Below are 17,092 nucleotides of genomic sequence, written 5' to 3'. Positions count from 1 at the left end.
TTTTTGCGTCTTCAAAAAAGTTCAACATAATTGTTGACAATAGTTCGGCACCGAACTATAATAGCAAACGAAATGAAGTTAGGTACCGAACTTTAAATGGAAATAGGTGAAGGAGCGTTTGATGATGAGTGATTTTACGAAAGATTTGATGCGACAATTACGTTTTATTAGTTCAGCTAGTAATGCGTTCATGAGTAAACGACAAAAATTAAATGGGCAGCAACGTGTCTTAGCCGTTTTGGCAAAAGAAGACGGATTAATTCAAAGCCAATTAGCTGAGATTTTAGATATTCGTCCTAGTTCACTGGCGGAATTGATGAAAAAAATGGAAAAAAGTGGGGATGTTCTGCGGAAAGAAGAAGAGCAGGACAAACGCATCAAACGTGTTTTCTTAACACAACAGGGCCAACAAAAAGCTCAGAAATTTAGTCATGTTAGTGAAGACATGAGTGAAGCTTTTTTTGCCGGTTTAACAGAAGAAGAGCAGGAAAATTTCAGTGCCTACATGCAAAAGATTTCAGCTGGCTGGCAAGAAGAATTTCAAAAGCAAGCGGGGCGCTTCGTTGATCCAATGGATCGTTTACGGCAGATGCAGGCAATGCGTGAACAATTTGCGGAAAATTGGCAGGAAGACTGGCGAAATCTTTCGCGGGAAGAGCAGCACCGAATGCGTAATCAAATGAAGCGAGAAATGCGCAAGGCTTCTCGTGATTTTTCAAGAGACTTCAAACATGATTTTCGTCAGGATTTTTGGGGGAGCCGTGATTTTCCCGAAGCACCAGATGAAAAGCAAACAACTAAAGAGACAGAATGGGAAGATTTTTAGCAAAAAATTTTGCTAAAAGAGGAGGAATCGCACATGGATCGCGGAATGGACATGGCAGAGGAAAGACCTGCCGCTAAAAGTAACTATAAATTAAAGGATTTTATTCGATTGATCACGAGTGTTAACCCAAAGAAAGCGTTGTTTATGATCGGCTTATTTTTGAGCTTATTGACTAGCGGTGCCAGTTTGATCGTACCGCAATTAACCAAAGGCTTGATCGATACGAGTAAATTGGCCCAGATCGATAAGAAGATGTTGATTGTGTTAGTTTTGGCTTTCGTGGCGCAATTAGCTTTTGGTGCAATCGGCAGCTTCTTATTGCGTTTTGTAGGAGAAAGCGCGGTTAAAACACTGCGGGAAAAATTATGGGGTCATTTACTGCAAATGCCAGTTGGTTATTTTGATGACCATAAATCAGGGGAAAGCAGCTCACGGTTAGTCAATGATACGACGGTCATCAAAGATTTGGTGGCAACTCAATTTCCTAACTTTATAACTGGTGCAATCCAGCTAGTTGGCTCCATGGTGATTTTATTCGTAATGGACTGGAAGATGGCGTCACTGATGTTTTTGGCGGTGCCTGTGATGGCTTTGATCATGATGCCGATCGGTCGGGTGATGTCTCGGTTAGGTCGTCAATTACAAGCGGCGACTGCAGACTTCAATGCGGAAGCTAGTGAAAAATTATCGGAGATTCGTTTGATTAAAGCTAGCAACGGTGAAACCTTTGAAAAAGAAAGCGGCGGGTCTTTCATTAACAAAATTTTCAGCTTAGGAATCAAGGATGCCAAAGTCGAGGCTCTGCTGCAACCGATTATTACGACGGTTATGTTAGGTTTATTCGTAGGGATTTTAGGGTATGGTGCAGTTCGCGTTCAAGCTGGCACCTTAACGAGTGGAGAGTTAGTCGCTTTCCTATTATATCTATTTAACATCATGATGCCGGCAGCTAGTTTTGCCATGTTCTTCTCTCAAGTTCAAAAGGCGATGGGCGCAACCGAACGGATCGAACAAATTCTCAAGACGGATTTAGAACCAATTGAAATGGGCAAACGGATCGATGTCACTGGACAAACGATCAAGGCAGAAAATTTATCCTTCCAATATACCGAAGATCATCCGATTTTGAAAAATGTTTCTTTTGAAGCGAAACCTAATACAGTGATCGCTTTTGCTGGACCAAGCGGCGGCGGGAAATCGACTATTTTCGCCTTGCTAGAACGTTTCTACAATCCGGTCAATGGCACGATCAAGATCGGTGCTGAAACCATCGAAGACATCAGTCTAACGAATTGGCGCTCCCAGATCGGTTATGTTTCTCAAGATAGTGCAGTCTTTGCCGGAAGCATTCGCGAAAACTTGCAGTATGGATTAGAACGTACCTTAACAGAAGCCGAATTGTGGCATGGGTTGGAATTAGCCTACGCCGATCAATTTGTTCGGGATTTTCCAGAGCAATTGGAAACAGAGTTAGGCGAACGAGGCGTGAAACTTTCGGGTGGACAAAAACAACGGATCGCCATCGCTCGTGCCTTCTTGCGAGATCCTAAGATTTTAATGCTAGATGAAGCGACAGCCAGCTTGGATTCTCAATCTGAAGAAAAGGTCCAACGGGCATTGGATCAATTGATGGAAGGGCGGACGACGTTGGTGATCGCTCACCGATTGTCTACCATCGTGGATGCCGATCATATTTATTTCATTGAAAAAGGGGAAGTGACCGGACACGGCTCTCATAGTGAATTGATTGCCGCGCATCCGCTTTATGCTCAATATGTACAAGAACAAGTGTTAAATTAAAAAAAACTCTTCGAAATTTTTTTCGAAGAGTTTTTTGCTGCTTTAGGAAAGATTCAATGAGCTAGTGTTGGCTTTAATAAGTTGGCATCTTCTTTTCGTAGGCCGTGATCTTGTCTTCATAGCCTAAAGTGATACTGATATCATCCAAACCTTCCACCAGTTTTTCTTTCCAAGTCGGGTCGATTGAAAAACCATAGCAGGCGTCTGGGGTGCGGACTTCTTGTTTTGGTAGATCAATCGTGATGCTTTGATCAGCTGGTAAGTGACTTAGCGCGTCTCGCACAGATTGGGACAATTGAATTGGCAGCAGGCCATTTTTTAAAGCGTTCATGTAAAAAATATCGCTGTAGCTGCCGGCGATCACTGCTTTGAAGCCGTAGTCTTGGATCGCCCAAGCTGCATGTTCCCGGGAAGAACCGGAACCAAAGTTTTCGCCAGAGATCAAAATCGTCGCTTCCTTGCGCTCTGGTGCATTTAGAATAAACGCGGGATTCTCTGAACGATCCTCTAAGTAACGCCACTCATCAAAAAGATGTTTGCCAAAGCCGGCTTTATCGACTTGCTTCAGGAAACCTTTAGGAATGATTTGATCGGTATCAATATTGTCGTTCATCAACGGGACGGTCTTTCCAGTATAGACGGTAAATTTTTCCATTAGATAACCTCCTTACGACTATCGACAAAGTTTCCGTTAATGGCGGCGAGGGCGGCCATCGCGGGGCTGCACAGATGTGTACGGGCATCTTTTCCTTGGCGTCCTTGGAAGTTTCGATTAGAAGTAGAGGCACAATGAACGCCTGCTGGGACGCGGTCCGGATTCATTCCGAGACACATCGAGCAACCCGGCTCACGCCATTCAAAGCCCGCCGCTTTAAAGATTTTATCCAAGCCGATTTCTTCTGCCGCTTTACGAACAGGTCGGGAACCGGGAACCACGATCGCGGTAACTTGGTCATTGACTTTTTTTCCGGCAACGATTTTGGCCGCTTCTTGCAAATCTGAAAGCCGACCGTTGGTACAAGAACCAATAAAGACATAGCCAATCGGAATATCCGCCGGGGTTTGTCCGGGCTTCAAATCCATATAATCGTAGGCTTGTTGAATATCCGGCGAGGTGATCGCAGGAAATGTTCCGTCAAAAGGCACACCCATTTCGGGATTAGTGCCCCAAGTAACGAAAGGAACCAGCTCACCGACTTCTAGCGTCAAGACTTTATCGTATTGTGCGTCTTCGTCTGTGTATAATTGTTTCCAATCTTCAATTGCAGCAGTCATGTTTTTAGGCGCGTATTGGCGATCCGCGACGTATTCAAAGGTTTTTTCGTCAGGAGCGATCAAGCCAATCTTGGCGCCTCCTTCAATCGCCATATTGCAAATCGTCATGCGTTCTTCCATCGAGAGACTTTCAATGGTCTCTCCACAAAATTCAGCAGCATAACCAACCCCAAAATTAGTTCCGTATTTAGCAATCAAGGCTAAAATAATATCTTTGGCATAGACACCTTTTGGCAATTTGCCAGTAATTTTGATGCCCATATTTTTTGGTTTATTTTGCCAAAGGGTTTGAGTCGCAAAAACGTGTTCCACTTCACTAGTTCCAATTCCAAAGGCTAAGGCACCGAACGCACCGTGAGTAGCTGTATGAGAATCGCCACAAACGATCGTTTTTCCTGGTTGGGTCAAGCCGGTTTCCGGTCCCACCATGTGGACGATCCCTTGTCGTTGACTACCATTATCACAAAGTTGAACGCCGAATTCGTCACAATTAGCTCGCAACGTATCGATCTGTTTTTTCGCGACGAGGTCCGTGAAATTGAAAATATCGACTGTCGGAGTGTTGTGATCCATTGTCGCGAAGGTTCTTTCGGGATGACGCAAGGTTCGTCCCGCTTCACGAATACCAGCAAAGGCTTGCGGTGACGTAACTTCGTGAATCAAATGTAAGTCAATATAAAGCAGTTGCGGTGCACCTGCTTCGCCATAAACAACGTGTCGCTGCCAAAGTTTATCAAATAATGTCTGTCTCATTGTTTGTACTCCTTATCGGCTATTTTTTGCTATCTGATTAGCCAGTTTTATTTTTTCGTTAGTTCTTTAACCACAGCGTCGGTAAATTCTATTGTGGAGGCTTCTCCCCCAAGATCACTAGTAAATACCCCTTGTTTTAAGACGATATCGCAAGCAGCTTCGATCGCGGCTGCCGCAGCTTCTTCTTGAAAGGACTGTCGCAGCATCATGGCTACCGATAAAATCATTGAGATCGGATTGGCAATTCCTTTGCCGGCGATATCAGGGGCAGAGCCATGGATTGGCTCGTAAAGGGAAGGGCCATCAGAGCTATGACTCGCACTTGGTAAGACGCCAAGCGAGCCAGGTAAGACCGAGGCTTCATCACTTAAAATATCCCCAAAAAGATTTTCCGTAACGATCACATCGAAGGCTTTGGGATTTTGAATCAACTTCATCGCTGCGGAGTCTACATATTGATGCTCTAATTGGCAATCAGGATAGTCTTTTGCGACCTCCTCGGCGGTTGCCCGCCACAGTTTACTGGAGGCCAAAACGTTGGCCTTATCAACCGAGGTGACCCTTTTACTGCGGCCCTGAGCGATCGTAAAAGCCGCATGTAAGATCCGCTTAATTTCTGATTTTTGGTACCGAGCAGTATCGAAGGCCATCGTTTCACCTAATTCACGTGGTTCGCCAAAATAAATGCCACTGCTTAATTCCCGAACGATAATCAAATCCGTGCCTTCAATAATTTCTGGATTCAAAGGTGAGAGGTGCAGCAAAGCAGAAGAAACGGAGACCGGCCGAATATTAGCGAATAAGTTCAGGGCTTTACGTAAACCCAATAGACCTTTTTCTGGTGTATCGGTCATTTTTTCCCACTTCGGTCCACCGATGGCACCAAGAAGGATCGCATCGGCTGTTTGACAAGCGGCAAGCGTTGCTTCAGGCAAGGAGGCACCCGCTTCATCGATTCCGGCACCGCCAAAAGGCTGTTTTTCGATGGTAAATTCGTGAGAACACTGTGCCTTGATCGCGGCTAAGACCGTCAACCCGCTGTCCATGATTTCTGGCCCGATCCCATCACCGGCTAAAATAACAATTTTACTATTCATAAATGCATCTCCTTATTCGATTATCGTTTGAATTAAATGATTACTGGCTTGTACATAAGCTTTAGCTGAGGCATGAAGCACATCGAAATCGACCCCAATCCCGCGGACCTCACGATTGGTTTTTTCATCAAACAGTGTGACTCGAACTTCAGCTTGCGCATCTTCACCACCAGTTAATGCTTGGATTTCATATTCCGTCAGCTGAGGTTCTTGCTGGAACAGCTCATCAATGGCGTTGTAGATCGCTTGAATACTTCCTGATCCGATCCGTGAAGCTACTTTGATATCGCTCTCCTCACTTGAGATAGAAACGATAGCTCCTTGATAACCATTAGAGCTGTATTGGACTTGGACGTCGACTAGTTTCCATTTTTCAATTTCTTCTCGATATTGGTCGGCTAATAGTGCAACTAAATCTTTATCCGTGATTTGTTTCTTCTTATCCGCTAAATTTTTAAATCGTTTAAAGGCTTCTTTGCTATCTGTCTCGTTCATTTGATAGCCAAGCTCTTCAAGTTTTGTATTAAAAGCATGACGGCCGGACAATTTTCCAAGGGGCAGGGAATTTTGGCTGACACCAACCAAAGTCGGGGTGATGATCTCATACGTCTCGGGATTTTTTAGCACACCGTCTTGATGAATACCTGATTCGTGAGCATAGGCATTTTCGCCAATGATTGCCTTATTTTTTGGAACTGGAATGCCTGAAAGGCGGGAAACTAATTCACTGGTCCGTTTGGTTTCATTTAAAATGATCCCTGTTTCACATTGATAAAAATCTTTGCGAATGAATAATGCTAAAGCGACTTCTTCCAAAGCCGTATTGCCGGCCCGTTCACCAATCCCATTAATTGCACCTTCGACTCGATTGGCACCGTTCTCGATCGCTGCCAGGGCATTGGCGGTAGCCATGCCTAGATCGTCATGACAATGGGAAGAAAAGCTGATCTCTGCCTCGCTTTGAATATTTTCGATTAGATAGCGGAAGATCCTGCCATATTCTGTGGGATTCGAATAACCCACCGTATCCGGTACATTAATAATCGTCGCGCCGGCATCAATCGCCGTTTGGACTGCCTCTAATAGGAAGTCTTTTTCCGTTCGCGAAGCATCTTCTGGTGAAAACTGAACTTTTTTAAATAAGCTGCGGGCATAGCTGACATGCTCTTTAATCGAGGCGAGAACTTCTGCTTTAGTCATTTTCAATTTGTATTGCATATGGACCTCACTTGTAGCTAGGAAGACATGGATTTGCGGATCGACTGCTTCTTTTAGGGCTTCATAGGCGCGGTCAATGTCTTTTTTCTGGCAACGTGCCAAACCGGTGACAGTCATTTTTTTTATTTGACACGCGATACTTTGAACCGCTTCAAAGTCTCCCGGAGAGGCGATCGGAAAGCCAGCTTCGATGACATCAACGCCCCATTTTTCTAATTGCAGGGCAATTTGAATTTTTTCTTTGACATTAAAATTGACTCCTGGTGTTTGTTCGCCATCCCTCAATGTGGTGTCGAAAAATTGGATCTTTCTCATCTTTTTTCCTCCTTAGTCAAAAGCGGGTATAAAAAAAGCACTCCATCGGAGAAGAACCTCTTTCTTCTCCGATGCAATGCTAATAGGGACTCTTTGAAAAAATTTCAAGAAAGAGTCCCTGCTATAATAATAAAGTTGAGTTGAAAGCTGTTTTTGTATTCGTCATTGCAACCACCCGTTTATTGTCAGAATTTTTATAAAATTTGTTGTTAACATCGTATAAGAAAACAAAAAGAATGTCAATGGTATTTATGAAAAAAAGGTGAGAAAATATTTTAATTTTGAAAGTCTATGATTGCGTTTTAAAAATGAAAAAATGAAAGTTTGCGCTAAAATAGTGGGTATTATTTTTATCTTTAAAAAAGAAGTTAGTTTACATCTTGATGGAAATTAACTAGGAAATAAGTGACATTTAATTGGTTAAGTTAGCTAAGAAAAAATTTTTTCTTAATTAATTTTTGATTTAACAAGATTTATTTGGATTTTTTGCTGAAATTAAAAAAAGTTTAAGCAAATGTATTGATTTATTAAAAAGAAATGATTAAACTACTGCTTAACTCAGAAAAACATAATTATTCTGAAAATTGAAACAAAGGGGAAAAAGATATGAGGAATAAATTTGCTTATGGGATTATCGCAATATGTGGTCTAGTTTTAGCGGGTTGTTATGGCGGAGGGTCGTCATCGGACAGCGAGAGTAGTTCTAGCAGCGGTTCGAAAGACAACAACGGCACCTTCAATTTAGTTGTTCAACAAGAAATGCCTACCGCTGACTTATCAGTTGCAACAGATACAATCAGCTTCACTGCACTAAATAATGTTTATGAAGGAATTTATCGTTTAGACAAAGACAATAAGCCTCAGCCTGCTGGTGCTAGCGAAAAAGTCAAAGTCAGTGATGATGGTAAAACCTATACTGTTAAATTAAGAGAAGATGCAAAATGGTCGAATGGCGATCCTGTAACAGCAAAAGATTATGTCTTTGGCTGGCAACGGACAGTGAAACCAGAAACAGCTTCAGAATATGCCTATCTCTTTGAACCAGTGGAAAACGCGGCGGATATCACTGCTGGGAAAAAATCACCTGATGAATTAGGGATCAAAGCAGTGAATGATCATGAATTGGAAATCAAATTAGCAAAGGCAACACCTTATTTTGATTATCTATTAGCTTTCCCTTCATTCTTCCCACAAAACCAAAAAGTGGTTGATGAAAATGGAAAAGACTATGCGACTAAGAGTGACAAATCCGTTTATAACGGACCATTTACCTTAGAAGGCTTCGATGGACCGGGGACGGACACGGAGTGGGAATATAAGAAAAATGATACGTATTGGGATAAAGACGAAGTCAAATTATCGAATATCAAAGTTAATGTCGTGAAAGAATCTTCTACCTCTTTGAACTTATTTAAAGACGGTGAAGCCGATGATATTATCCTTTCAGGTGAATTAGCACAACAAAATGCCAATGATCCAGCCTACAAATCATTTAAAGAAGCCCGTACTAGCTACCTTGAATTCAATCAACGTAAAGCGGACTCACCATTTAAAAATGAAAACTTGCGTAAAGCAATTTCTTATGCAGTTAATCGTAAATCTTTAGTCAACCAAGTATTAGGTGATGGCTCAGTTGTTTCGACTGGTCTAGTACCATCAGGAATGTCAAAAGATCCTAAGACAGACGAAGATTTCGCGAAAGAAGCGGGTAATTTAGCTCCTTATGATAAAGAAAAAGCCAAAGAATATTGGGATAAAGCCAAGAAGGAATTGAATATCGATTCACTTTCATTCGAATTAATGGCATCAGATACCGATTCATCGAAAAAGGTGATCGAATATATGCAAAGTGCTTTAGAAGAAACCTTGCCAGGTATCACAGTTAAACCGACACCAGTACCATTCTCTGTTCGTTTAGATCGTTCGAATAACGGCGACTTCGATGTTCTTTTAGGCGGTTGGGGAGCTGACTATGCAGACCCATCTAGCTTCACTGATTTATTCGTTACAGGGAATTCATACAACCGTGGACGTTGGAGCAATGAAGAGTATGATAAAGCAGTCGATGATTCTGGCAACAAAGACGCTAGTGATGAAGAAGCCCGTTGGGATGATCTGCAAAAGGCTAACGAAATCATCTCTAAAGAATCAGGGATTGCGCCGCTTTACCAATTATCAGAAGCTCATTTAGTAAACGAGAAAGTCAAAGGCATCGTACATCACCCAGCTGGCGCTTCTTGGGATTACAAATGGACTTACGTAGAAAAATAGTAGAGAAGTAAAAGAACCTGTGGAAAATCAATCGGGAAAAACTGTTTGATGAGCAAACGGGGGATGATGACTAAAAAAGAAGTTGGAACGTTCCTTGTTCCAACTTCCTTTTAGATCATTGCTAGAATGACGCAAACGATTGATGCGACGATTAAGATCGCTGCAATGGTCAACCAAAAGAAATAGCGTCCTTGTCCCACTTCGGAGAGGGTCAAGCCTTCTGATTTTTTCTTTTGTTTTCTATTAACGGCTTGTTTCATAGAATGCTGAAAATAGTCAAAGAAGCCTGAAGAAAAAATCCATAACAAAATGCCGATAATCAAAAAGGGCAGACTAACTAAAAAGAATCGGTTGGATAAGGCTACGGCCGTCAAATCATTTTGAAAAGCAGAATAGACGACAGTCAAGATTAACAGCCCACTACCGATACTGATGGGAAATAATTTATTTTTCATACATACAACTCCAATTTTTAAGTTAAGGACAGCTATTGATACTGTAAAACAAAATGATCTTTAAAGTCAAAGAACAGGCTGTTAAATTCAGTGGGGCTTTTGCTCTATTCATAAAAGTTAGTAAAACAATTCAATGATATTCGATGTATTTAAAATACATATCACGATAGAAATTAGGAGGCACCAGATGAGCGGCTATGTTAAGTATTTATTAAAGCGTGTCTTTTTTATGTTGATTACATTATGGCTGATTGCGACCATCACTTTCTTCTTGATGCAATTATTACCAGGGACACCATATACCAATCAGGAACGTCTAAGTCCAGAAACGATTGCGATGTTAAACAAGCAGGTGGGATTAGACAAACCGGTGATCGTTCAATACGGTATTTATTTATCCAATCTAGTCCAAGGAGACTTTGGGATTTCCTTCCAGTTTAAAAACCAAGCGGTAGCGACTTTATTAGCTGGACGAATCGGACCTTCCTTACAACTTGGGGTACAAGCAATTATCTTTGGTACCCTTGTGGGGATCATTTTAGGAACGGTAGCGGCTATGCGCCAAAACTCTTGGGTGGATACATCCTCAACGCTAGTAGCAATTTTGGGACGTTCAATCCCGAACTTTGTCTTTGCTGTTTTACTACAGTATATCTTTGCCATGAAGCTGCAAGTTCTACCGATCGCCAAATGGGAAGGCTTCGCCTATACCATCTTGCCGACGATCGCCTTGGCGATGTCACCATTAGCCGATTCGGCCCGATTTATTCGAACCGAGATGGTGGAAGTCCTTCATAGTGATTATGTGGAGTTGGCACGGGCCAAAGGATTAAGTCGTTGGGAAATCGCCTTTAAGCATGGTTTACGAAATAGTTTGATTCCTCTAATGACCTTATTAGGACCTCTAGCAGTGGCCTTGATGACCGGTTCGTTGGTAGTTGAAAATATTTTCGCAATTCCTGGGATCGGCGAACAATTCGTTAAGTCCATTACCACCAATGACTATCCAACAATCATGGCGGTGACGATCCTTTATTCCTTTATGCTAGTCTTCGTTATTTTAGTTGTAGACTTGTTATATGGGCTTGTTGATCCGCGGATTCGTTTATCAGAAGGGAGTAAGAGCTGATGGAAACAATCAAATATTCTTCGATCGTTGATATTCCTGCTGATGAATTTCAACCGTTACAAAAAAATACCGAGAAGGAACGGGAAGAAATTGCTGCGCCTTCCTTGAATTTCTTACAAGATTCTTGGCGCCGTTTGAAAAAGAATAAAGCAGCCGTGATTTCTATGAGCTTACTTGTCGTGATCATCGCGGTTTCAATTTTAACGATTTTTATTTCACCCCAAGATCCTACGAAGCAAAATGTGGATTACAGCAATCTGCCACCACGAATTCCCGGTCTGAACATTAACGGTTTGAACGGAAAAACAATGGTGGCCGGTGAATTGGTCAATAAATACGCCCAAGCGGATGTCCCCAGCAACGTGAATTATTTATTAGGAACAGATAGCTTAGGTCGAGACGTATTGAGCCGACTATTCATGGGAACACGGATCTCACTATTGATCGCCTTTATCGCCGCTCTCTTTGATATTACGATCGGTGTGGCTTATGGCTTGATCTCAGGTCTTTTAGGCGGAAAAGTCGATAATGCGATGCAGCGTTTCTTGGAAATTCTTTCAGGGATTCCCAACTTAGTGGTAATGATTTTGATGCTGGTAGTTTTTGAACCAGGGATCTTCTCAATCGTAGCTGCGATGGCGATTACCAACTGGATACCGATGGCGCGGATTGTTCGAGCCCAGACGTTGAAATTGAAAGATCAAGAATATGTTTTAGCTGGGATGACCTTAGGAGAATCTAAATGGAAGATTGCCTTCAAGCATATCGTCCCGAATATCTCCAGTGTCATTATTATTCAAATGATGTTCAGTATTCCAACGGCGATCTTCTTTGAAGCTTTCTTGAGTTTCATCGGTCTAGGCTTGATGCCACCGAATGCTTCTTTAGGTACATTGTTGAACGACGGGTACAAAACCTTCTTATACTTGCCATACTTATTATGGATTCCAGCGGTGACGATTTCCGTCATTATGATCTGTTTTAATCTATTGGCAGACGGTTTACGAGATGCCTTCGATCCGAAAATGAAAGAGTGACGAGCGTATGACAAAAATTCTGGAAGTAAACAACTTACAAATATCTTTTGATACCTATGCGGGGAAAGTTCGCGCGATTCGCGGTGTCGATTTTGAATTAAATAAAGGCGAGACCTTAGCCATTGTGGGAGAATCTGGTAGCGGGAAATCCGTAACCACCCGGACAATCATGCGGCTACTCTCTAGTAATGCGAATATCGATCAGGGAGAAATAGTATTCAAAGGTGATAATCTAGTCAACAAAACAGAAAAAGAAATGCAAAAAATTCGTGGACGAGAAATCGCTATGATTTTCCAAGATCCTATGACTTCTTTAGATCCGACGATGCCGATCGGCAAACAAGTGGCTGAGTCTTTAAGAAAGCACAAAAAAGTTTCGAAAAAAGAAGGCTTAAAAGCGGCCTTGGATTTGTTGAACTTAGTTGGCATTCCCGATGCCGAGAAACGTTTAAAAAGTTATCCCCATCAATTTTCCGGCGGGCAGCGTCAACGGATCGTGATTGCGATTGCGCTGATTTGTAATCCAGAAATCCTGATTGCCGATGAACCGACGACAGCGTTAGACGTGACGATCCAAGCCCAAATTTTAGAATTACTAAAAGAAATCCAAACAAAGATCGAAACATCGATTATTTTCATTACCCATGATTTAGGGGTGGTAGCCAATGTGGCTGATCGAGTAGCGGTGATGTATGCAGGCAAAATTATTGAAGTTGGGACAGCGGAAGAGATTTTCTACAATCCGCAGCATCCTTATACATGGGGCTTACTAGGCTCAATGCCGACATTAGAAAGTGAAAATGATCGCTTGTATGCGATCCCTGGTTCGCCGCCCGATTTACTAGACCCGCCAAAAGGCGATGCCTTTTATCCTCGAAATGAATTTGCATTAAAAATCGACGCTGAGCAAGAGCCGCCGTTTTTCGAACTCTCAGCAACGCATAAAGCCGCGACTTGGTTATTGGCGCCGCAAGCACCTGCAGTTACTCCTCCTGCCGAGATTCAACGGCGCTGGGATATCTTTGCAAAAAAACAAAAACAACATTCTGCGTAACACGAGGAGGATCACTATGACAAAACGGCTGTTAGAAGTCAATAATCTAAAACAATATTTCAATGCCGGCCGAAAAGATGAAGTTCGTGCCGTGAATGATGTCAGTTTTTATATCGAAGAGGGTGAGACCTTTGGATTAGTTGGTGAGTCCGGCAGTGGAAAATCTACGACAGGACGAACGATTATTCGTTTGAACCAGCAGACGGCGGGTGAAGTCTTATTTGATGGACAAGACGTTACTAAAATCCACGGCAAAGAAGCCTCAAAACAATTTCGACGGGATGTTCAAATGATCTTCCAAGATCCGTATGCTTCCTTGAATCCTCGCATGAAGGTCAAAGATATCATTGCAGAAGGAATCGATGTCAACGGCTTGGCCAGCACTAGCAAAGAGCGGGATAAAATTGTGAATGATCTGTTGGAGACAGTTGGACTGAATCCAAGTCATGGAACACGTTATCCTCATGAATTTTCTGGTGGGCAGCGTCAGCGGATCGGAATTGCCCGAGCCTTGGCAGTGCGTCCTCGCTTTATTATTTGTGATGAACCGATCTCGGCTTTAGACGTATCGATTCAAGCTCAAGTAGTCAATCTATTGCAAGACTTGCAAAAGGAACACAATTTGACTTATTTGTTTATTGCTCATGATCTTTCGATGGTAAAACACATCAGCGATCGGATCGGCGTAATGAATAATGGTCATTTACTAGAGGTAGGTAGTAGTGATGAAATTTATCACTTCGGCGTGCATCCTTATACAGAAAGTCTCTTATCGGCAATTCCGATGCCAGACCCTGATCATGAGCGTCAACGTCGCCGGATAAAATATCAAACCGAGCCACACGATGGCAAAGAACGTTCGTTGCGAGAGATCGGACCGGGACATTTTATTTATGCAGCGGAAGACGAAGTAGCCTACTATAAGAAAAAATTGCAGCATTTAAAAAGTGAAAAAGCTGTAGCAGTTTAATTAAAAAAAACAGCCCAAACAATCGTTGTTTGGGCTGTTTTTGTATGAAGTTAAGAGCTGTTTATAAAAAAGCATCAGCTTATTTTTTAAGGAATAATCAATGTTCTTTTTATATTTAAATTATTTTTAATAAAAATAAAAAATGCCACATCAAGCGTCTTTTTCTAAACTACCGAAGTAGCCAAAGACACTTATGTGGCGTGGGTTTGGCACCCAATGGGCCGTGAGGGGCTCGAACCCGCGACCCGCTGATTAAGAGTCAGCTGCTCTACCAACTGAGCTAACGGCCCAAACAAAGTACTTTCATATGTTAGCACTGAGAAAATAAAAATGCAAGAAGAAAAACTAAAATTTTTTTATGAAAGCAATTCAATTATCTGGTCTTAGAAACCACGTTGTATAATTATGATGATTTTGTTAAAATAAGAATGAAAGGAGTTGGACGTTCATGGAAGAAACCAAACTCAAAGCTTGGGCGGAGGAGTTAAAAACAATTCAACTACCTCGCTGGGATGAGTTGCCAGAATTAGAATTGTATATGGATCAAATAATCACACTTGTTGATCGTTATTTGTCGCCACTGATTGAAGACGAGAAGCATCCGTTGTTATCAAGTGCGATGGTCAACAACTATGTTAAACATAAATTAGTCCCAGCACCTGTTAAAAAGCGTTATAATCGCAACCACTTAGCCTATTTGATAGCGATTACTTTGTTGAAGCAGGTGTTCTCTATTCCTGATATCAACGAGCTGATTCGGATGCAGTTGGCTCTATATGAACCACAAGAGGCCTACAATAATTTTTGCATCGTTCAGGAAGAAAAGCTGTTACAAATCGCCAAAATCGTTTTAGGCGAAGAAGTTAGCTTAACGAGAAATAGCAATGATTTTTATTATTTGGCGATGGAAGGCGCTGTCGCTTCCTTCACCCAAAAAATGTTAACCGAAAAAATTATCCAATTAGATAAAGAACAGGAGGGCGAAAAGAATGAGTGAGAAAATTGCGATTTTAGTTGATTCGGGAACAGATGTACCGAAGGAAGTCGTGGATAGTGGTCCATTCTTTATGGTGCCGTTACGAATTATTTTTAGTAATCGAGAATATAAGGATGGGGTGGATATCAGCTCCGATACGATCTTTCCCTTGATTAAAAAGGAATTGCCAACAACTTCTTTACCAGACGGCGAATTGATCCATGAAGTTTTTGACCAAATCAAGGCAGAAGGCTATACTCACGTAATCATTGTGACGATCTCCAGTGGATTAAGCGGCACGTATAACGCGTTACGTGTTTTAGGAGAGCACTATGAAGGATTGACCTTCCAATCAATCGATACAAAAAATGTCGGGATTGGCGCGGGAATCTTGGCGATTTACGCCGGGGATCTAGTGAAGCAAGGAAAATCATTTACCGAGGTTATCCAAGAAGTGGAAAGCAAGATTCCTACCACTAAGATCTATTTCAATGTGGATACCTTAGAATACCTGAAAAAGGGCGGAAGAATTGGGCTAGTTGCTTCATTATTAGGGAGCGCCTTGAAATTAAAACCGATTATTTCCTGCAATCCAGAAGGCATTTATTATACGGTTGCCAAAGTACGGGGATTAAATAAAAGTATTGATAAGACGATCCAATTAGTCAAAGAGCAAATCGGCACTCACAAACGTTTCAATTTAGCCATTACCCAAGCAGATGCGATGGAAACAGCCGAAAAAATGCGTCAGCGGCTGCAGGAATTATTTCCGACTGCCGAAAATATTTACTTTGGAAAAGTTTCACCTGCGTTGTCAGTTCATACTGGTCCAGGTTCGTTAGGTGTCGTGTGCCAAGTCTTAGATTAAATATTAAGGAGCGCAGCATTGTTCTGGATTCTTTGTGAATTTTTAATATGAAATACAATAAGTCTATTCTGATTATGATGCAAATTCAATCAGAATAGACTTATTTTTGTGTGCTCAAACTTACACGGTTCAACATCATTAAAGGTAAATAAAAGCTTCTGTGCTGAAATTATTCTTGGCGTCTTCTTCAATACTGACATGTGTTTATTAAACTTTTCTTTTTTTCTTGCTTAAAAGCCTGTAAATAAATAGTCATCTAATTGAAAAGATGAAACGCTATTGAAATTATTGTATAATAGTAAAGCGTACATACAATCCTATGAAGGTATGAGGTGACTCTTAGTGAAAAAGATTCTAGTTGTAGATGATGAAAAACCGATCTCGGAGATCGTAAAATTTAATTTAACCAAAGAGGGCTATGAAGTCTTCACTGCATTTGATGGTGAAGAAGCTTTGGAAAAAGTCGAAGAAGTCAATCCAGATTTAATTTTATTGGATCTAATGCTGCCTAAAAAAGACGGTTTGGAAGTGGCTCGTGAAGTACGCAAGACCCATGAGATGCCGATCATTATGGTGACAGCTAAAGATTCTGAAATCGATAAGGTTTTAGGCTTGGAGCTAGGCGCCGATGATTATGTAACGAAACCTTTTTCTAATCGTGAATTAGTTGCACGGGTGAAAGCCAACCTAAGACGTGGCGGTCAAGCGCCGAAGGAAGAAGAATCAACGACTCAAAGCGATTTGACGATCGGTGATTTGACGATTCATCCAGACGCTTACATGGTAACAAAACATGGTCAGACCATCGAGTTGACTCATCGTGAGTTTGAATTATTGCATTATTTAGCGAAGCACATCGGGCAAGTAATGACCCGCGAACATTTATTGCAAACGGTTTGGGGCTACGATTATTTTGGCGATGTCCGTACCGTGGACGTGACGGTTCGTCGTCTCCGTGAAAAAATCGAAGACAACCCGAGTCATCCGACTTATTTAGTAACACGACGTGGCGTAGGCTATTATCTGCGCAACCCTGAACAGGAGTAAT

15 protein-coding genes and 1 tRNA gene are annotated in these 17,092 nt (G+C 41.8%); 10 read left to right on the top strand and 6 right to left on the bottom strand.

Annotated features, from left to right (window positions below; translation table 11 throughout):
* Positions 1 to 124 precede the first annotated feature (124 nt).
* Both IGI54_RS09115 and IGI54_RS09110 read left to right on the top strand, forming a co-directional pair.
* Positions 125 to 826 (top strand): MarR family winged helix-turn-helix transcriptional regulator, encoded by a 702-nt coding sequence (locus tag IGI54_RS09115; protein WP_430620510.1) that lies wholly within the window; start codon positions 125 to 127, stop codon positions 824 to 826.
* Positions 827 to 859: 33 nt separating this feature from the next.
* Positions 860 to 2,626 carry an ABC transporter ATP-binding protein gene (locus IGI54_RS09110; protein WP_430620509.1) on the top strand — a complete coding sequence of 589 codons (1,767 nt, stop codon included), beginning with the start codon at positions 860 to 862 and terminating at the stop codon, positions 2,624 to 2,626.
* Positions 2,627 to 2,699: 73 nt separating this feature from the next.
* On the opposite strand, the gene leuD is transcribed toward IGI54_RS09110, so the two are convergent.
* Genes leuD through IGI54_RS09090 form a run of 4 tightly spaced genes read right to left on the bottom strand, consistent with a single transcriptional unit; the run spans position 2,700 to position 7,284 of the window.
* Complete coding sequence (leuD, locus tag IGI54_RS09105; protein ID WP_430620508.1) at positions 2,700 to 3,281, bottom strand: 3-isopropylmalate dehydratase small subunit; 582 nt, start codon at positions 3,279 to 3,281, stop codon at positions 2,700 to 2,702.
* The gene (gene leuC, locus IGI54_RS09100) at positions 3,281 to 4,654 is read right to left on the bottom strand and encodes a 3-isopropylmalate dehydratase large subunit (RefSeq protein ID WP_430620507.1); all 1,374 of its coding nucleotides are present in this window, start codon (positions 4,652 to 4,654) and stop codon (positions 3,281 to 3,283) included. The genes leuD and leuC overlap by 1 nt, the downstream gene beginning before the upstream one ends.
* Before the next feature lie 47 nt (positions 4,655 to 4,701).
* Positions 4,702 to 5,751 (bottom strand): 3-isopropylmalate dehydrogenase, encoded by a 1,050-nt coding sequence (leuB, locus tag IGI54_RS09095; RefSeq protein ID WP_430620506.1) that lies wholly within the window; start codon positions 5,749 to 5,751, stop codon positions 4,702 to 4,704.
* A 12-nt stretch (positions 5,752 to 5,763) separates the two neighbouring features.
* The gene (locus IGI54_RS09090; RefSeq protein WP_430620505.1) at positions 5,764 to 7,284 is read right to left on the bottom strand and encodes a 2-isopropylmalate synthase; all 1,521 of its coding nucleotides are present in this window, start codon (positions 7,282 to 7,284) and stop codon (positions 5,764 to 5,766) included.
* Positions 7,285 to 7,890: 606 nt separating this feature from the next.
* On the opposite strand from IGI54_RS09090, the gene IGI54_RS09085 reads away from it, so the two are divergent.
* Complete coding sequence (locus IGI54_RS09085) at positions 7,891 to 9,555, top strand: peptide ABC transporter substrate-binding protein (RefSeq protein WP_071860750.1); 1,665 nt, start codon at positions 7,891 to 7,893, stop codon at positions 9,553 to 9,555.
* Between the two features lie 110 nt (positions 9,556 to 9,665).
* On the opposite strand, the gene IGI54_RS09080 is transcribed toward IGI54_RS09085, so the two are convergent.
* Positions 9,666 to 10,010 carry a DUF3899 domain-containing protein gene (locus IGI54_RS09080; protein WP_430620504.1) on the bottom strand — a complete coding sequence of 115 codons (345 nt, stop codon included), beginning with the start codon at positions 10,008 to 10,010 and terminating at the stop codon, positions 9,666 to 9,668.
* A 187-nt stretch (positions 10,011 to 10,197) separates the two neighbouring features.
* Here IGI54_RS09080 and opp3b point away from each other — a divergent pair, with 187 nt between their 5' ends.
* From opp3b to IGI54_RS09060, 4 genes are read left to right on the top strand one after another with little or no spacing between them, the layout of a single operon-like run.
* Positions 10,198 to 11,139, top strand: a complete 942-nt coding sequence (gene opp3b, locus IGI54_RS09075) for an oligopeptide ABC transporter permease (protein WP_216428333.1) — start codon at positions 10,198 to 10,200, stop codon at positions 11,137 to 11,139.
* On the top strand, positions 11,139 to 12,176 hold the full coding sequence (opp3C, locus tag IGI54_RS09070) for an oligopeptide ABC transporter permease (protein ID WP_071860753.1): 1,038 nt from the start codon (positions 11,139 to 11,141) through the stop codon (positions 12,174 to 12,176). The genes opp3b and opp3C overlap by 1 nt, the downstream gene beginning before the upstream one ends.
* Before the next feature lie 7 nt (positions 12,177 to 12,183).
* Positions 12,184 to 13,230 (top strand): ABC transporter ATP-binding protein, encoded by a 1,047-nt coding sequence (locus tag IGI54_RS09065; protein WP_071860754.1) that lies wholly within the window; start codon positions 12,184 to 12,186, stop codon positions 13,228 to 13,230.
* A 16-nt stretch (positions 13,231 to 13,246) separates the two neighbouring features.
* Complete coding sequence (locus IGI54_RS09060) at positions 13,247 to 14,200, top strand: ABC transporter ATP-binding protein (protein WP_216428337.1); 954 nt, start codon at positions 13,247 to 13,249, stop codon at positions 14,198 to 14,200.
* A 217-nt stretch (positions 14,201 to 14,417) separates the two neighbouring features.
* Here the strand turns inward: IGI54_RS09060 and IGI54_RS09055 are convergent.
* A tRNA-Lys gene (locus tag IGI54_RS09055) sits at positions 14,418 to 14,490 on the bottom strand.
* Positions 14,491 to 14,648: 158 nt separating this feature from the next.
* Here IGI54_RS09055 and IGI54_RS09050 point away from each other — a divergent pair.
* The 3 genes from IGI54_RS09050 to yycF all read left to right on the top strand — a co-directional run bounded on the left by IGI54_RS09050 (position 14,649) and on the right by yycF (position 17,091).
* Positions 14,649 to 15,197, top strand: coding sequence for a DUF1836 domain-containing protein (locus IGI54_RS09050; protein ID WP_430620503.1), 549 nt, complete (start codon positions 14,649 to 14,651; stop codon positions 15,195 to 15,197).
* Positions 15,190 to 16,044, top strand: a complete 855-nt coding sequence (locus IGI54_RS09045; protein WP_430620502.1) for a DegV family protein — start codon at positions 15,190 to 15,192, stop codon at positions 16,042 to 16,044. Before IGI54_RS09050 ends, IGI54_RS09045 begins: the two co-directional genes overlap by 8 nt.
* Positions 16,045 to 16,386: 342 nt before the next feature.
* Positions 16,387 to 17,091 carry a response regulator YycF gene (yycF, locus tag IGI54_RS09040; protein WP_071860758.1) on the top strand — a complete coding sequence of 235 codons (705 nt, stop codon included), beginning with the start codon at positions 16,387 to 16,389 and terminating at the stop codon, positions 17,089 to 17,091.
* Position 17,092 lies beyond the last annotated feature (1 nt).

The sequence above is a fragment of the Enterococcus sp. DIV0800 genome (genome assembly GCF_050559735.1).
In the GTDB taxonomy this organism is placed as follows: Bacteria; Bacillota; Bacilli; order Lactobacillales; family Enterococcaceae; genus Enterococcus_A; species Enterococcus_A devriesei.
Note: the sequence above shows the minus strand (reverse complement) of the source record. Positions and strands in the feature narration are given on the sequence as shown.

Bases quoted from the DNA above. Each gene is read 5' to 3' on its own strand.
- opp3b (WP_216428333.1), top strand. From the start codon at position 10,198: ATGAGCGGCTATGTTAAGTATTTATTAAAGCGTGTCTTTTTTATGTTG.
- IGI54_RS09050 (WP_430620503.1), top strand. From the start codon at position 14,649: ATGGAAGAAACCAAACTCAAAGCTTGGGCGGAGGAGTTAAAAACAATT.
- IGI54_RS09090 (WP_430620505.1), bottom strand. From the start codon at position 7,284: ATGAGAAAGATCCAATTTTTCGACACCACATTGAGGGATGGCGAACAA.
- IGI54_RS09110 (WP_430620509.1), top strand. From the start codon at position 860: ATGGATCGCGGAATGGACATGGCAGAGGAAAGACCTGCCGCTAAAAGT.
- leuD (WP_430620508.1), bottom strand. From the start codon at position 3,281: ATGGAAAAATTTACCGTCTATACTGGAAAGACCGTCCCGTTGATGAAC.
- IGI54_RS09115 (WP_430620510.1), top strand. From the start codon at position 125: ATGAGTGATTTTACGAAAGATTTGATGCGACAATTACGTTTTATTAGT.
- opp3C (WP_071860753.1), top strand. From the start codon at position 11,139: ATGGAAACAATCAAATATTCTTCGATCGTTGATATTCCTGCTGATGAA.
- leuB (WP_430620506.1), bottom strand. From the start codon at position 5,751: ATGAATAGTAAAATTGTTATTTTAGCCGGTGATGGGATCGGGCCAGAA.
- leuC (WP_430620507.1), bottom strand. From the start codon at position 4,654: ATGAGACAGACATTATTTGATAAACTTTGGCAGCGACACGTTGTTTAT.
- IGI54_RS09080 (WP_430620504.1), bottom strand. From the start codon at position 10,010: ATGAAAAATAAATTATTTCCCATCAGTATCGGTAGTGGGCTGTTAATC.
- IGI54_RS09045 (WP_430620502.1), top strand. From the start codon at position 15,190: ATGAGTGAGAAAATTGCGATTTTAGTTGATTCGGGAACAGATGTACCG.
- IGI54_RS09065 (WP_071860754.1), top strand. From the start codon at position 12,184: ATGACAAAAATTCTGGAAGTAAACAACTTACAAATATCTTTTGATACC.
- IGI54_RS09085 (WP_071860750.1), top strand. From the start codon at position 7,891: ATGAGGAATAAATTTGCTTATGGGATTATCGCAATATGTGGTCTAGTT.
- IGI54_RS09060 (WP_216428337.1), top strand. From the start codon at position 13,247: ATGACAAAACGGCTGTTAGAAGTCAATAATCTAAAACAATATTTCAAT.